Origin of the sequence: Streptomyces spinosisporus (assembly GCF_022698145.1) — a bacterium.
In the GTDB taxonomy this organism is placed as follows: Bacteria; Actinomycetota; Actinomycetes; order Streptomycetales; family Streptomycetaceae; genus Streptomyces; species Streptomyces spinosisporus.
The window spans coordinates 66,288-79,754 of sequence record NZ_JALDAX010000019.1 but is presented as its reverse complement, the minus strand read 5'-3'; the positions used below and the strand labels follow the sequence as shown (position 1 = coordinate 79,754).

Here is a 13,467-nt window from a genome sequence, read left to right as displayed (position 1 = left end):
CAGGACTGATCAGGTCGTCAACGCGGCCGTGAAGTCCGTCCAGCTCCCGGGGGAGAAGAACAGGGCGGGCCCGGCCGGGTCCTTGGAGTCGCGCACGGCGAGCAGTCCGGCCCATGGACCTGAGCGCGGCACAGTCGTCTCTACGCAGTTGTTGGCTCCCGTGCTGTAGCTGCTGCGCAGCCACCGCACGGCGGGCAGATCGATACTGGAAGGAACGTTCCGAGGCAGTACGGACATGGTGCCTCCTTACGCGCCGTCACCTATCCCGGCGATGTATTCCAACGAGTCCTCGGGTGAAAGGGCGTGGTACTGAAGGGCGTTGAAGGCCTCGGTATAGGCCTGGAGGTCTTCTTTCCGTTCCAGATAGAGGCTACTCGTCAAGTGGTCGAGAACAACCACGTCCAGATCAGAAGTGCTCGCAAACGAGAAAATTACGAAAGGGCCTGTGACACCGACATGTGCACCGGCGGCGAACGGCAGTACCTGCAGCCGTACTTGGGGCAGCTGCGCCGCCTCCACGAGTCGCTCCAGCTGACGCGCCATGACGTCGGGGCCGCCGACCTCCCGGTGCAGTACCGCCTCGTCCAGCACCGCGCTGAGCTCCAGCGGCGGATCCGAGCGCAGTACGTCCTGCCGGGCCAGGCGCACCTCGACCAGGGCGTCCAGCCGGTCGTCGTCCAGTCCGCCGACCGCGGCCCGGGTCACCGCCGTTGCGTACTCGGGCGTCTGCAGCAGTCCGGGCACGACGGACGTCTCCAGCGTGCTCATCGCGCTCGCCTGGGACTCGAGACTGATGAAATCGCGGTAGGTCGGCGGCAGTACCCCGCGATAGGCGTGCCACCAGTGGTGCCGGCCGTTGCCGTCGTCCGATCCGGCCAACACCATGAGCAACTCCCGCAGTTGGGCGTCGGCCACGGCGTACGCGTCGAGGAGTAACCGCACGTCGGCCGGTTTGACCCCGCTGGCGCCCGTCTCGATCCGGCTCACCTTCGACTGGTGCCAGCCCACCAGCCGGGCCGCCTCACCACTCGTGAGCCCCGCGCTCGTGCGCAACGAACGCAGTTCGGCGCCCAGCTTCCGGCGACGCACCGCGGGACCGTGCTGCATGCGCTACTCCTTACTCCTTCCGAGCCACCCAAATACGGTCTCCCGTCGTAGAGTTCACCGCATCGAGCGACAGATATATGCATATCTTGGTGGATCGCCACCCGTGACGGGCGCAGTAATGGCAGTCTGGCGACGAAGCACCAGTCCGGGACCGTACTCGAACAATCCACTCCGTGTCGGACCCCGGTCCCGTGGGAAAGGGACGACCGCGCCATGGCAGACCATCTGGAAGCATCCGTCACTCTGCCGAGCGAACCGGCCTCGGTATCGGCGGCCCGAGGCTACGTGGTCGAGACGCTGGCCGAGTGGGGGCTTCCGCCGGGCACGGAAACCGCCGAGACCATCCGGCTCATCGTGTCCGAACTCGCCACCAACGCCGTACAGCACACCTTCGGGCAGTCACCCACCTTCACGGTGGACATCGAGCTCGACCGTGACGAACAACTGCGCATCGGCGTCACGGACTCCCACCCCCGTTTCCCCAAACGCCTGCCGGCCGCCGTCCAGCAGGACAACGGCCGGGGCATGGTGATCATCCGCTGGCTGGCGGCCGAATGCGGCGGCAGACTCCGGGTGCGGCCCACCAGGGAGGGCGGCAAGACGGTGTCCATCGAACTTCCCTGGAGCGTACCGGCGGAGCCGGTGGTCGCGGGAGGCCAGCAGGAGCCGTAGGCACGAAAAAAGGGCGCGCCGCACCGGGTCCAGGGGCGGGGCGCGCCGGGCCGGGGCCCGCGGGGCGACGGCCTGTCAGGCGGCGGTCGCCCCGCGGGAGAGTCAGCTGACCCGGCCGTACCAGACGCTCTTGGTCCAGATCTTCTGCAACTTGACGACGTCCCCGGTCTTGGGGGCGTGCCAGATCTTCCCCTTCCCGGCGTAGATGCCCACGTGGTAGACGCTGGAGCCCGAGTGGAAGAACACGAGGTCTCCGGCCTTGCGGCTCTTCGCGGAGATGTGGTGACTCCTGTTGTACTGCTGGGCCGCCGTACGGGGCAGCTTCTTGCCCGCCTTCTTGAACGAGTACAGCGTGAGCCCGGAGCAGTCGAACCTGCGCGGCCCCGTGGCGCCCCATTTGTACGGGGAACCCTTCTTGGAGGCCGCGATCTTGAGTGCCTTGGTCGCCGGCGTGGCAGCCGCGGCGTCCGATGCGACACCCGGGACCACGATGGAGCCGCCCACTGCGGCGATGGTCAGCGCCGAGGCCGTACCGGCCCGGGCCATCAGCGACGGGACACGATTGAGCGCAGTCATGCGCAACCCTTCGTCAGCCGCCTGTGAAGGATGACCTGTCGGATTCGGGCTGGCGAAGTTGCCCGGCCGCTGCTGCGGCTTCACCCCAAGGGCTGCTCGATGCGGTCATGGCGTGACCGTCCCGGCGACCCGTCGTGCCTGGGTCCTCCACTCCTGCCGATCCACTCCTGTCGACCGGTCATCCGGGCGGCGGCAGGACTCGGCGTCCGCCCGGACCGCCCCGCCGCTGTGGCGGGGGCTTGTCGTCAGACAGGGATCTTCACCTACCGAAGTCCGAAAATCCCAATGGAAACGGGGGTTTGTGTTGTTACTCACCACTCACCCGTTCGGGTGGACACCCCTGCGTTCGAACGGGCGTTGAGGGTCCCGACGAGCCCCGGACCAGCAGCGGAACACCTCATTCCGGCCGCGGTCCACGCGTGTTGCGCAACCAGAACCGCCGGAAAAAAGGAGCCGTGTCTACGCCAAAAGGCGGTACGTCATTTGGTCCGTTTGAGCCCGGGTCCGGACGCTTCGCCGCCGCGGCGAGGTGTCCGGACCATGTGCACGTGCGTCAACTGTCGGACTGCGGCGGCACGGTGACCCTGGCGGTGCGCCGGTCGCCGTCCAGGACCCGCAGCGCCCGCCGCAAGGTCTGCGCGTGCAGTTCGGTCTCGCCGCGCTGGTGCATCGTGGCCAGCGCGTCGCGCAGCTCCGCCGCCTTGCCCACCAGCGCCTGGGCGGCGCGCAGTCCGCGGTAGGTGTCGCCGTGATGCGCCGGGTTGATCCGGCCGAGCAGGTCGACCACGTCGAGGTAACAGTCGATCAACTCGCCCTCGGCGCGCGTGAGGGCGGGCAGCGGGGGGAGTTCGGGTGGCAGCACCGGCCGCTCACCGCCCGGTGGGCGGGGCGAGGGTGGACCTGCGGTTGCTGACGATGCGGTCCACCAGCCCGTATTCCAGCGCGCCTTGGGCGTCCAGGATGTGGTCGCGCTCGATGTCGGCGCTCACCTGCTCGTGGGTGCGGCCCGTGTGCCGGACCAGCATCTCCTCGAGGCGGGTGCGCTGCCGGGTCAACTCGTCGGCCTGGATGGCCAGATCGCTGGCCTGGCCCTCGACCGGCTCGTACAGCGCGGGCTGATGGATCAGCACACGTGCGCCCGGGAGCGCGAGCCGCTTGCCCGGGGTGCCGGCGGCCAGCAGTACGGCGGCCGACGCGCCGGCCTGTCCCATGCAGATCGTCTCCACGTCGCAGCCGACGTACTGCATGGTGTCGTAGATCGCGGACATGGCCGTGAGGGAGCCGCCGGGGGAGTTGATGTAGAGCGAGATGTCGCGGTCCGGGTCCTGGTACTCGAGGTGCATGAACTGCGCCATCACGTCGTTGGCCGACGTGTCGTCGATCTGTGTGCCGAGGAAGACGATGCGCTCCTCCAGCAGCTTCGAGTACGGATCCATCGTCTTGTTCCCGAAGCTGGTGCGTTCGGTGAACTCGGGCAGGACGTAGCGGGCGGACGGTCGGGTCATGGCGCACCCCTTCACGCAGAGCGGTCTCTCGCGGAGCTGTCTCTGTAAAAAATGTACAGGACGTACATGACGTTATGATGGGGGTATGGCCTACGAGATTCCGGTGACGCAAGCCAGGGCTGAACTCGCCGACCTGATCAACCGAGTGGTGTACGGCAGCGAGCGCGTCGTCGTCACCCGCCACGGCAAGCCTCTCGTCGCCCTTGTATCCGCCGCCGACCTGCAGCGACTCGAAGAACTCGACCGCCTCGAACAGCCCACCGACGACCAGGTGATCAGCGCGGTCTCCACGGTCCGCGAGGTCACTTCAGCTCCGCGCGAACGCCAACGCTTCGGGATCGCGGCGGAGCACCGGGGGGCGAATCCGTCCTGACCCGCGGGGGCCCTGGGCGGGGCCTTTGACGGGGGCTGGTCTTCGGGGAGGCGGCTGGTCTCGGGGGTGCTGGATTGAGGCGGCTGGGCGGGGTGGCTGCGGTGTCGTCGGGGGGCGGGCGTCTGGGCTGTGGGCTCTTGTGTGGCGTCCGGGGGCCTGACGGGTCTTTCGGCTGTCGGCTGGTCCTGAGGCTGGTCGGCTTTGTGGCGTAGGGGGAGGGCGTGCCCTGAGGTGCGCCGGGCTGGGCCCCTCCGGGGCCTGCGGCGGGTGGCGGGCCTTCAGGCTGGCGCTGGTTTTCAGGCGCCTGGGCGGGGTGGCGCTGCGGCGTCATCGGGGGGCGGGGCGCGCGTCTCTGTCGTGGTCTTCTGCGCGGCGGGCCGGGGCGCGTGACGGGCCTTTCGGCTGTTCTTGAGGCTGTCGGACTTGTGGCGTGCGGGAGGGCGTGTCCTGAGGTGCGCCGGGCTGGGCCTCTCCGGGGCCTGCGGCGGGGGACGGCCTTCAGGGGGCGGTTGGTCTTGGGAGTGCTGGTTTGAGGTGCCTGGGCGGGTGGGCCTGCGATGTCATCGGGGGGCGGGCGGGTGTCTGTGCCGTGGGCTCCTGTGTGGCGTCCGGGGCGCGTGACCGACCTTCTCGGCTGTCGGCTGGTCCTGGGGCTGGTCGGCTTTGTGGCGTGGGGGAGGGCGTGTCCTGAGGTGTGCCGGGGCGGGCCCTCCGGGGCGCGCGGCGGGTGGTTGGCCTTCAGGGGGGCGTCAGCTGCGGGGTCGGGGTGAGGTGTTCTGCGGTGACGCAGGACCGTGCACCCCCGTCCGCTACAGCGGGGATGCACGGTCGGCTTGGGGTGGGGGTGGTCAGGTGGCGGGGGTGAGTTCTCGTTCGGGGGTGGGGTGGGCGGTCTTTGGACGGCCCTTCAGGGCGTTGCCGAGGAGTACGGCGCCCAGGCCGAGGACGGCCCACCAGGTGAGGGTCAGGGCGGGGCCGGTCGCGGCGGCGCCGTCGAAGAAGGAGACCGAGCGGAGCAGTGTCGTGCCCGCGCCCGGCGGGAGCCACTGGCCGATCGTGCCGACCGGCTCGGGCAGCATCTGCGGGGCCGAGGGGGCGCCGGAGAACGGGTTGCCGAACAGCATCACCAGGCCCGAGGCGATCCCGATGCCGGCGGGGCCGACGAGGGCCCCGAGGCCGGCGACCGCACCGCTCACGGCCAGGGTCGCAAGGCCGAGCACGCCGGCCTCCGCCCACCAGTCCCCGGTGAGCACCCCGAGCCAGCTGTCCGTGATGCCCGCGGCGGCCGCACCGACCAGGGCGGCGGACCCCAGCAGCGCGATCACCGCACGTACGCCCCGCAGCCCGATCAGAGTGATCACCGAGCCCGCCGCGATCCCGGCAAGGGCGAGCGGCAGAACACTGGCGTTCAGCGCGGCGCCGCGGGGGTCGTTCGCGGGAGCGGCCACCACATCGTCGGTCTGCACCTGCGTGCCGGTGGCCGCAGCCTGCTCGGACACCGCCTGCTGGAGCAGCTGCGCCACCACCGGGCCCGCGGCCGACGCGGTCAGCAGCTTCGGGCCGTGGGGGGTCACCACGACCGCGCCGTATACGGTCCGGTCCTCCACGGCGCCCCGGGCGGCCGCCTCGTCGGCGTAGTGGTGGATCTCGAACGCGCCCTTGTGCTGCGTTAGTTGCTTCTCCACCGGTGCCGTGGCGGCGGCGGGTCCGGCCACCCCGAGCGGCAGGTCGCGGGGCGCGGTGCGGGCGGCGGGCCAGGCGAAGGCCCACAGGGCGAGGGCGGCGATGGCGGGGATCAGGACCAGGACCACGATCAGCCGGCGGGCGTGGGCCCTTGCGGGGGTAGCGGATGCGGGGGACATGGGTTCCTCTCTCGTGTCTCGTGGCGCGGCTCCCGTGGCGGAGCTCAAAAAGAAGGATCGTTCGTTTTTGTGATGCCACCACCGTCCTGCGGATCCGGGGCCTTGTCAAGAAGGAATGTTCGTTTTAGCTTGGGGACCATGGCCCGCGTATCCCAGGAACACCTCGACGCCCGCCGCCGGCAGATCCTCGACGGCGCCGCCGTGTGCTTCGCCCGCAACGGCTTCCACGCCACGTCCATGCAGGACGTGCTGAAGGAGGTCGACCTCTCGGCCGGGGCCGTGTACCGCTACTTCAGCGGCAAGGAGGCACTCATCGCCGCGATCGTCGCGGAGGTGCTCGACCAGGTGCACGAGGGCTTCGAGGAAGGGGCGCGCAGCACCCCGCCCCCGCCGCCCGACACCCTGGTGGCCTCGGTCCTCAGCCGCGTCCTCGCGACCAAGGCCTCCGTGACCGTCGACGGTCGGCCCGCGTTCCCGCGCCTGATCATCCAGGTGTGGACGGAGGTCCTGCGCAACGAGGAGCTCGCGACCATCCTGAAGCAGGGCTACGGCGCCGTGCAGGAGACCTGGGGGCGCATCGTCGAGGCGTACCAGGACGCCGGAATGATGCGGTCCGACGTGAACGCGGACCATGTGGCGCGCACGATGATGGCCGCCGCGATGGGCTTCCTCGCACAGCAGGCCCTGTTCGGCCCCGCACCGGTCGAGGTCCTCGAGGACGGACTGCGGGGGCTGATGAGCGCCCAGGGCGAGCCCGCTCGATCACCCCTCGGTTAACGTGACCGAAACCCGGTCCAACTAGCCTCCGATCCACGCCATCAGGGACTTTGCCCCGTGGCCGAGGCGACCGGACCCCGCACGGTCCGGATGAGGACGGTGAGGTGGGACGTGCAACTGACCCCGCACGAACAGGAGAGGCTGCTGATCCATGTCGCGGCCGACGTCGCCGAGAAGCGCCGCGCCCGCGGGCTGAGGCTCAACCACCCCGAAGCGGTCGCGCTGATCACCTCGCACATCCTCGAAGGCGCCCGTGACGGCCGTACGGTCGCCGAACTCATGGCGTCCGGGCGGAAGTTGCTCACCCGCGACGACGTCATGGAGGGCATCCCCGAGATGATCCACGACGTACAGGTGGAGGCGACCTTCCCGGACGGCACCAAGCTCGTCACCGTCCACGACCCGATCGTCTGAGGTGCCGCGATGATTCCCGGCGAGATCCTGTTCGCGGACGAGCCCGTCGCATACAACGAGGGCCGCGAGGTCACCCGGCTGACCGTCCTCAACGCCGCCGACCGGCCCGTCCAGGTCGGCTCCCACTACCACTTCGCCGAGGCCAACCCCGGGCTGGACTTCGACCGTGCCGCCGCGCGCGGCAAGCGCCTCGACATCCCTGCCGGTACGGCCGTGCGCTTCGAGCCCGGCATCCCCGTCGAGGTGGCGCTCGTCCCGATCGTCGGCGCACGCGTGGTGCACGGGCTGCGCGGGGAGACCGGAGGTGCCCTCGATGCCTGAGATCTCACGGGCCGCGTACGCCGACCTGTTCGGCCCCACCACGGGTGACCGCATCCGCCTCGCCGACACCGACCTGCTGATCGAGATCGAGGAGGACCGCTGCGGCGGGCCCGGACTCGCGGGCGACGAGGCGGTGTTCGGCGGCGGCAAGGTGATCCGCGAGTCCATGGGCCAGTCGCGCGCCACACGCGCGGACGGCACCCCGGACACCGTCATCACCGGTGCGGTGATCGTCGACCACTGGGGGATCGTCAAGGCCGACGTAGGGCTGCGCGACGGCCGGATCACCGGCATCGGCAAGGCGGGCAACCCCGACACCATGGACGGCGTGCACCCCGACCTGGTGATCGGCCCCGAGACCGAGGTCATCGCCGGCAACGGCCGGATCCTGACCGCCGGGGCCATCGACGCGCACGTCCACTTCATCTGCCCGCAGATCGCCGACGAGGCGCTGTCCGCGGGCATCACCACACTGGTGGGCGGCGGCACCGGACCGGCGGAGGGCTCCAAGGCGACCACGGTCACGCCCGGACCGTGGCACCTCGCGCGGATGCTGGAGGCGATGGAGCAGTACCCGCTCAACATCGGCCTCCTAGGCAAGGGCAACACCGTGTCGCACGAGGCGATGCTGTCGCAGATCCGCGGCGGCGCCCTGGGCCTGAAGCTGCACGAGGACTGGGGCTCGACGCCAGCGGTCATCGACGCGTCGCTGACCGTGGCGGATCAGACAGGCATCCAAGTGGCCATCCACACGGACACGTTGAACGAGGCCGGGTTCGTCGGCGACACCCTCGCCGCGATCGCCGGACGCGGCATCCACGCCTACCACACCGAGGGCGCGGGCGGCGGGCACGCGCCGGACATCATGACCGTCGTCAGCGAGCCGCACGTGCTGCCGAGCTCGACCAACCCGACCCGGCCGTTCACCGTCAACACCGCCGAGGAACACCTCGACATGCTGATGGTGTGCCACCACCTCAACCCCGCCGTGCCGGAGGACCTGGCCTTCGCCGAGTCGCGGATCCGGCCGTCCACCATCGGCGCGGAGGACATCCTGCACGACCTGGGCGCCATCTCGATCATCTCCTCCGACTCGCAGGCCATGGGCCGGGTCGGCGAGGTCGTGCTGCGCACCTGGCAGACGGCCCATGTGATGAAGCGGCGCAGGGGCGCGCTGCCGGGCGACGGGCGGGCGGACAACCGGCGGGTGCGGCGCTACGTCGCCAAGTACACGATCAACCCCGCGCTCGCACAGGGACTCGCCCAGGAGATCGGATCGGTTGAGACGGGCAAGCTCGCCGACCTCGTGCTGTGGGAACCGGCGTTCTTCGGCGTCAAGCCCCAACTCGTCCTCAAGGGCGGGCAGATCGCCTACGCGCAGATGGGCGACGCCAACGCCTCCATCCCCACCCCGCAGCCGGTGCTGCCCCGGCCCATGTACGGGGCGATCGGGCGGGCGCCCGCCACGAACTCCGTCAACTTCGTTGCGCCGCTGGCGATCGAGGACGGGCTGCCCGAGCGGCTCTCGCTCGGCAAGCGGTTCGTCGCGATCGAGTCGACGCGCGGGGTGACCAAGGTGGACATGAAGGAGAACGACGCCCGGCCGCGGGTGCGGGTCGATCCCGACAGCTTCGCCGTGCAGATCGACGGGGAGCTGGTGGAGGCGACGCCTGCGGCCGAACTGCCCATGGCCCAGCGGTACTTCCTCTTCTGATGTCGATTCTGAAGCCGACTCCGGTGTCGAGTCTGATGTCGATTCTGGTGCCGGTTCTGATTCCGCGGCGGCGTGAGGGTGAGGTGATGCCATGTCCAGGGCCGCGCTTCTGATGCTGGCCGACGGACGGTTTCCCGCCGGGGGGCATGCGCACTCCGGTGGGGCCGAGGCGGCGGTGAAGGCCGGGCGGATCACCGGGGCCGCCGACCTGGAGGAGTTCTGCCGGGGGCGGCTGCACACGGCCGGGCTGGTCGCCGCGTCGCTGGCTGCCGCCGCCGTACTCCGTGTGCCGGTGCGGGAGTTGGACGCGGCCGCGGATGCCCGGACGCCCTCGCCCGCGCTGCGGGTTGCCGCGCGCAAGCTGGGGCGGCAGCTGATGCGGGCCGCGCGGGCGGCCTGGCCGTCGCAGGAACTCGATGCCGTGGCGCGGGAGTTCCCCAAGGGGGCGCATCAGCCGGTGGTGTTGGGGGTGGTGGCGCGGGCCGCCGGGCTGGGGGCGTCGGACGCGGCTCACTGTGCGGTGTATGAGAGTGTGAGTGGGGCGGCCGGTGCAGTGGTGCGGCTGCTGAGTCTTGATCCGTTCGATGCGAGCGGGGTGTTGGCGCGGCTGGCGCCCGAGGTGGATCGCGTCGCGGATCTGGCGGTGGAGGCGGGGCGGGGGGCCGTTGTCGAGGGGGTGGGGGCCTTGCCTGCGGCGTCGGCCCCGTTGTTGGAGATCGGGGCGGAGGTGCATGCCGGGTGGGGGGTGCGGTTGTTCGCGTCGTAGGGGGTTCGCCCCCGCCGCCCCTACCCGGCCCGTCCCCAGGGGCTCCGCCCCTTCGACCCCGCCGAGGGGCTCCGCCCCCTGGACGCCCATCGGCCTGAACGGCCTCGTCCTCAAACGCCGGACGGGCTGAAAAGAAGGGAGCTGCTGCCATGCATCTCGACCACACCCACGACACCACCCCCGCGGCCCTCGGTGCCGATGCCCGGCGTCCCGATGGGGCGCGGCGTGCGTTGCGGATCGGGCTCGGGGGGCCGGTCGGGTCCGGGAAGACCGCGACTGTTGCCGCGCTGTGCCGGGCGTTGCGCGAGGAGTTGTCGCTCGCTGTTGTCACCAACGACATCTACACCTGCGAGGACGCCGAATTCCTGCTGAGGGAAGCCGTGTTGCCGCCGGAGCGGATCACCGCCGTGGAGACGGGGGCGTGTCCGCACACGGCGATCCGGGACGACATCTCCGCCAATCTGGAGGCCGTGGAGGATCTGGAGGACGAGGTGGGGCCGCTGGATCTGATCCTGGTGGAGTCCGGTGGGGACAATCTGACGGCGACCTTCTCGAAGGGGCTCGTCGACGCCCAGATCTTCGTGATCGACGTGGCGGGCGGTGACGACATTCCGCGCAAGGGCGGGCCCGGGGTGACGACGGCCGATCTGCTGGTCGTCAACAAGACCGATCTCGCGCCGTACGTCGGATCCGACCTCGACCGGATGGCCGCCGACGCCAAGGCACAGCGGGCCGAACTGCCCGTCGTGTTCCAGTCGTTGCGCACCGGGAGCGGTGTGCAGGATGTCGCCGCGTGGGTGCGGGCGCAGCTCGCGGCGTGGACGGCGTGACGGCATGACGGTGAGCGGGGTGCGGGCCTCCGCGAGGATCGTCGCCCGGGCCGACGGCAGGGGTGGTACGGCGCTGCCCGTCCTGGAGGGTGAGGGTCCGCTGGCGCTGCGGCGGACGCGGGGGAGTGGTGGCGAGGCCCGGGTGATGCTCGTGGGGGCGATGAGCGGGCCGCTCGGCGGGGACGAGTTCGCGGTGCGGGCCGCGGTGGAGAGCGGGGCGCGGCTGCGCGTCGGCTCGGCCGCGGCCACCATCGCGCTGCCCGGGCAGTCGAAGGGCGCGGCCCGCTACGACGTACGGCTCGACGTCGCCGACGGGGCCGAACTGCACTGGATGCCCGAGCAGTTGATCTCCGCGCAGGGCAGCGATCTGTACGTCACGACCAGGGTCGTGCTCGGTACGGGCGCCCGCCTCGTGCTGCGAGAGGAGCAGGTACTGGGCCGGGCCGACGAGCAACCCGGTCGCCTGACCAGCCGTCTTACGGTATGCATCGAGGGGCGGACCCTCCTCGACCAGGAGCTGTCCTGCGGCCCCGGGGCACCGAGCGGCTGGGACGGGCCCGCCGTGCTGGGCGGGTGTCGAGCGGTGGGGCAACTCGTTGTCGTGCGGCCGGAGTTCGGGGCGGGAGCGGTGGCGGGGGCCGTGGGCGAGGGGGTTGCGATCATGCCTCTCGGGGGGCCCGCCGTACTGGTGAGTGCCGTAGCGGCCGATGGCCTGCGCCTGCGACGTGCACTGGACGAGGCACTGGCCTGTCTCGGGTGATCTCCGCTCAGCGGGACGCTTTTCTCCGTTTATCGGATTGGTAAAGAAGGTCAACGACCCCTGTTCTCAGACAGTTCACAGCCGAAAGGATCCCCCTACCCATCACATGACGCAGGGGGAGGGTCCCACTTGAGGGGAATGAGACGGAACAGGCGGATCACCGCGCTCGGCTCGGCCGGCGCGCTCGTGACCGCCACACTCATAGCCGGCGCCGTCGCGGCGCCGACTGCCAGCGCGAACGCGGACTCGCGCCACGGGCAGGACCGCGAGGCCCGCGGCGCTGCCATCGCCGCCCAGCGGGCGGCCAAGACCGGCATCGACTGGGCGGACTGCCCCGCCGACTGGGGTCTGGCCAAGCCGATCCAGTGCGGCTGGGTCAGCGTGCCGGTGGACTACGCCAAGCCGTACGGCAAGCAGATCAAGCTCGCCGTCGACCGCATCGGCAACACCGGGACGAAGGACGAGCGGCAGGGCTCGCTCGTCTACAACCCCGGCGGCCCCGGCGGTTCCGGACTGCGCTTCCCGACCCGGGTCACCACCAAGAACCCGGTCTGGGCGAACGTGGCCAAGGCCTACGACTTCGTGGGCTTCGACCCGCGCGGCGTCGGCCACTCCGCGCCCATCTCCTGCATCGACCCGCAGGAGTACGTCAAGGCGCCGAAGATGGACCCGGTGCCGGACAGCGAGGCCGACAAGCTGGCCCAGCGCAAGCTGGCCCGCGAGTACGCCGACGGCTGCGCCGAGCGCACCGGCAAGGCGATGCTCTCGCAGATGACCACGCCGAACACCGTGCGCGACCTGGACGTGATCCGTGCCGCGCTCGGCGAGAAGAAGCTCAACTACCTGGGCGTCTCCTACGGCACCTACATCGGCGCCGTCTACGGCACCATGTTCCCCGGCCATCTGCGCCGGATGATCGTGGACAGTGTGGTCAACCCCTCCAAGGAGAAGATCTGGTACCAGGCCAACCTGGACCAGGACGTCGCCTTCGAGGGCCGCTGGAAGGACTGGGAGGACTGGGTCGCCGCCAACGACGCCGCCTTCCATCTCGGCACCACGCGCGCCGCGGTGCAGGCCAAGTGGCTCGAACTGCGCGCCACCGCCAAGAAGAACCCCATCGGCGGGGTCGTCGGCCCGGCCGAGCTGATCGGCTTCTTCCAGAGCGCTCCGTACTACGACTCCTCGTGGGTGCCGGTCGCGACGGTCTTCAGCAAGTACGTCGCCGGCGACACCCAGGCGTTGGTCGACGCCGCCGCCCCGGACCTGTCGGACACCGCGGGCAACATCTCCGCGGAGAACGGCAACGCCGTCTACACGGCCGTCGAGTGCACGGACGCCAAGTGGCCCACCAGTTGGCGGAAGTGGGACCGGGACAACACCGCGCTCAACAAGAACTACCCGTTCATGACCTGGGCCAACGCCTGGCTGAACCTGCCGTGCGCCACCTGGCCGGTGAAGCAGCAGACCCCGGTGAACGTCAGGACGGGCAAGGGCCTGCCGCAGGTCCTGATCGTGCAGTCCACGCGTGACGCCGCCACTCCGTACGAGGGCGCCGTCGAACTGCACCACCGCTTCAAGGGCTCCCGCCTGATCACCGAGAAGGACGCGGGCTCGCACGGTGTGACCGGTCTGGTCAACCCGTGCATCAACCAGAAGGTGGACGCCTACCTGCTGAGCGGCAAGCTGGACGGCAAGGACGTGACCTGCACCCCGCACGCCACGCCCAAGCCGTAACAGAGGGCCGTACGACGGTGAGGGGCGGCCCGGAGAGATCCGGCCGCCCCTCACTC

16 protein-coding genes are annotated in these 13,467 nt (G+C 70.4%); 10 read left to right on the top strand and 6 right to left on the bottom strand.

The window, feature by feature from the left end; translation table 11 throughout:
• Nucleotides 1–9: 9 nt before the first annotated feature.
• Together MQN93_RS35830 and MQN93_RS35825 are read right to left on the bottom strand one after the other, a co-directional pair.
• The gene (locus MQN93_RS35830; RefSeq protein ID WP_016433946.1) at nucleotides 10–237 is read right to left on the bottom strand and encodes a DUF397 domain-containing protein; all 228 of its coding nucleotides are present in this window, start codon (nucleotides 235–237) and stop codon (nucleotides 10–12) included.
• Nucleotides 238–246: 9 nt separating this feature from the next.
• On the bottom strand, nucleotides 247–1,107 hold the full coding sequence (locus tag MQN93_RS35825) for a helix-turn-helix domain-containing protein (RefSeq protein ID WP_016433945.1): 861 nt from the start codon (nucleotides 1,105–1,107) through the stop codon (nucleotides 247–249).
• 213 nt (nucleotides 1,108–1,320) lie between these two features.
• Between MQN93_RS35825 and MQN93_RS35820 the strand changes: the two genes are divergently transcribed.
• Entirely contained in the window at nucleotides 1,321–1,779 is a 459-nt protein-coding gene (locus MQN93_RS35820; RefSeq protein ID WP_016433944.1) for an ATP-binding protein, read from the top strand.
• A 102-nt stretch (nucleotides 1,780–1,881) separates the two neighbouring features.
• On the opposite strand, the gene MQN93_RS35815 is transcribed toward MQN93_RS35820, so the two are convergent.
• From MQN93_RS35815 to MQN93_RS35805, 3 genes are all read right to left on the bottom strand, one after another.
• Nucleotides 1,882–2,355, bottom strand: coding sequence for a C40 family peptidase (locus tag MQN93_RS35815; protein WP_016433943.1), 474 nt, complete (start codon nucleotides 2,353–2,355; stop codon nucleotides 1,882–1,884).
• A 553-nt stretch (nucleotides 2,356–2,908) separates the two neighbouring features.
• Nucleotides 2,909–3,217 carry a hypothetical protein gene (locus tag MQN93_RS35810; RefSeq protein WP_016433942.1) on the bottom strand — a complete coding sequence of 103 codons (309 nt, stop codon included), beginning with the start codon at nucleotides 3,215–3,217 and terminating at the stop codon, nucleotides 2,909–2,911.
• Between the two features lie 7 nt (nucleotides 3,218–3,224).
• Nucleotides 3,225–3,860 carry an ATP-dependent Clp protease proteolytic subunit gene (locus MQN93_RS35805; RefSeq protein ID WP_242712815.1) on the bottom strand — a complete coding sequence of 212 codons (636 nt, stop codon included), beginning with the start codon at nucleotides 3,858–3,860 and terminating at the stop codon, nucleotides 3,225–3,227.
• Nucleotides 3,861–3,945: 85 nt separating this feature from the next.
• Between MQN93_RS35805 and MQN93_RS35800 the strand changes: the two genes are divergently transcribed.
• A complete protein-coding gene (locus MQN93_RS35800) occupies nucleotides 3,946–4,233 on the top strand; it encodes a type II toxin-antitoxin system Phd/YefM family antitoxin (RefSeq protein WP_242712814.1) in 288 nt (95 codons plus the stop codon).
• An 848-nt stretch (nucleotides 4,234–5,081) separates the two neighbouring features.
• Here MQN93_RS35800 and MQN93_RS35795 read toward each other — a convergent pair.
• Nucleotides 5,082–6,095: an ABC transporter permease gene (locus tag MQN93_RS35795; protein ID WP_242712813.1), complete on the bottom strand. Its 1,014-nt coding sequence runs from the start codon at nucleotides 6,093–6,095 to the stop codon at nucleotides 5,082–5,084.
• Nucleotides 6,096–6,233: 138 nt separating this feature from the next.
• Between MQN93_RS35795 and MQN93_RS35790 the strand changes: the two genes are divergently transcribed.
• The 8 genes from MQN93_RS35790 to MQN93_RS35755 all read left to right on the top strand — a co-directional run bounded on the left by MQN93_RS35790 (nucleotide 6,234) and on the right by MQN93_RS35755 (nucleotide 13,411).
• Entirely contained in the window at nucleotides 6,234–6,872 is a 639-nt protein-coding gene (locus tag MQN93_RS35790; protein ID WP_242712812.1) for a TetR/AcrR family transcriptional regulator, read from the top strand.
• A 111-nt stretch (nucleotides 6,873–6,983) separates the two neighbouring features.
• The gene (locus MQN93_RS35785) at nucleotides 6,984–7,286 is read left to right on the top strand and encodes an urease subunit gamma (protein WP_037782101.1); all 303 of its coding nucleotides are present in this window, start codon (nucleotides 6,984–6,986) and stop codon (nucleotides 7,284–7,286) included.
• Nucleotides 7,287–7,295: 9 nt separating this feature from the next.
• Nucleotides 7,296–7,607 carry an urease subunit beta gene (locus tag MQN93_RS35780; protein ID WP_242712811.1) on the top strand — a complete coding sequence of 104 codons (312 nt, stop codon included), beginning with the start codon at nucleotides 7,296–7,298 and terminating at the stop codon, nucleotides 7,605–7,607.
• Nucleotides 7,600–9,321: an urease subunit alpha gene (locus MQN93_RS35775; protein WP_242712810.1), complete on the top strand. Its 1,722-nt coding sequence runs from the start codon at nucleotides 7,600–7,602 to the stop codon at nucleotides 9,319–9,321. The genes MQN93_RS35780 and MQN93_RS35775 overlap by 8 nt, the downstream gene beginning before the upstream one ends.
• 91 nt (nucleotides 9,322–9,412) lie before the next feature.
• Nucleotides 9,413–10,087: an urease accessory protein UreF gene (locus tag MQN93_RS35770; protein WP_242712809.1), complete on the top strand. Its 675-nt coding sequence runs from the start codon at nucleotides 9,413–9,415 to the stop codon at nucleotides 10,085–10,087.
• Nucleotides 10,088–10,236: 149 nt separating this feature from the next.
• Nucleotides 10,237–10,917 (top strand): urease accessory protein UreG, encoded by a 681-nt coding sequence (gene ureG / locus MQN93_RS35765; protein WP_242712808.1) that lies wholly within the window; start codon nucleotides 10,237–10,239, stop codon nucleotides 10,915–10,917.
• 4 nt (nucleotides 10,918–10,921) lie between these two features.
• The gene (locus tag MQN93_RS35760) at nucleotides 10,922–11,677 is read left to right on the top strand and encodes an urease accessory protein UreD (protein ID WP_242712807.1); all 756 of its coding nucleotides are present in this window, start codon (nucleotides 10,922–10,924) and stop codon (nucleotides 11,675–11,677) included.
• A gap of 138 nt (nucleotides 11,678–11,815) precedes the next feature.
• Complete coding sequence (locus tag MQN93_RS35755) at nucleotides 11,816–13,411, top strand: alpha/beta hydrolase (protein ID WP_242712806.1); 1,596 nt, start codon at nucleotides 11,816–11,818, stop codon at nucleotides 13,409–13,411.
• The last annotated feature ends 56 nt before the right edge of the window (nucleotides 13,412–13,467 follow it).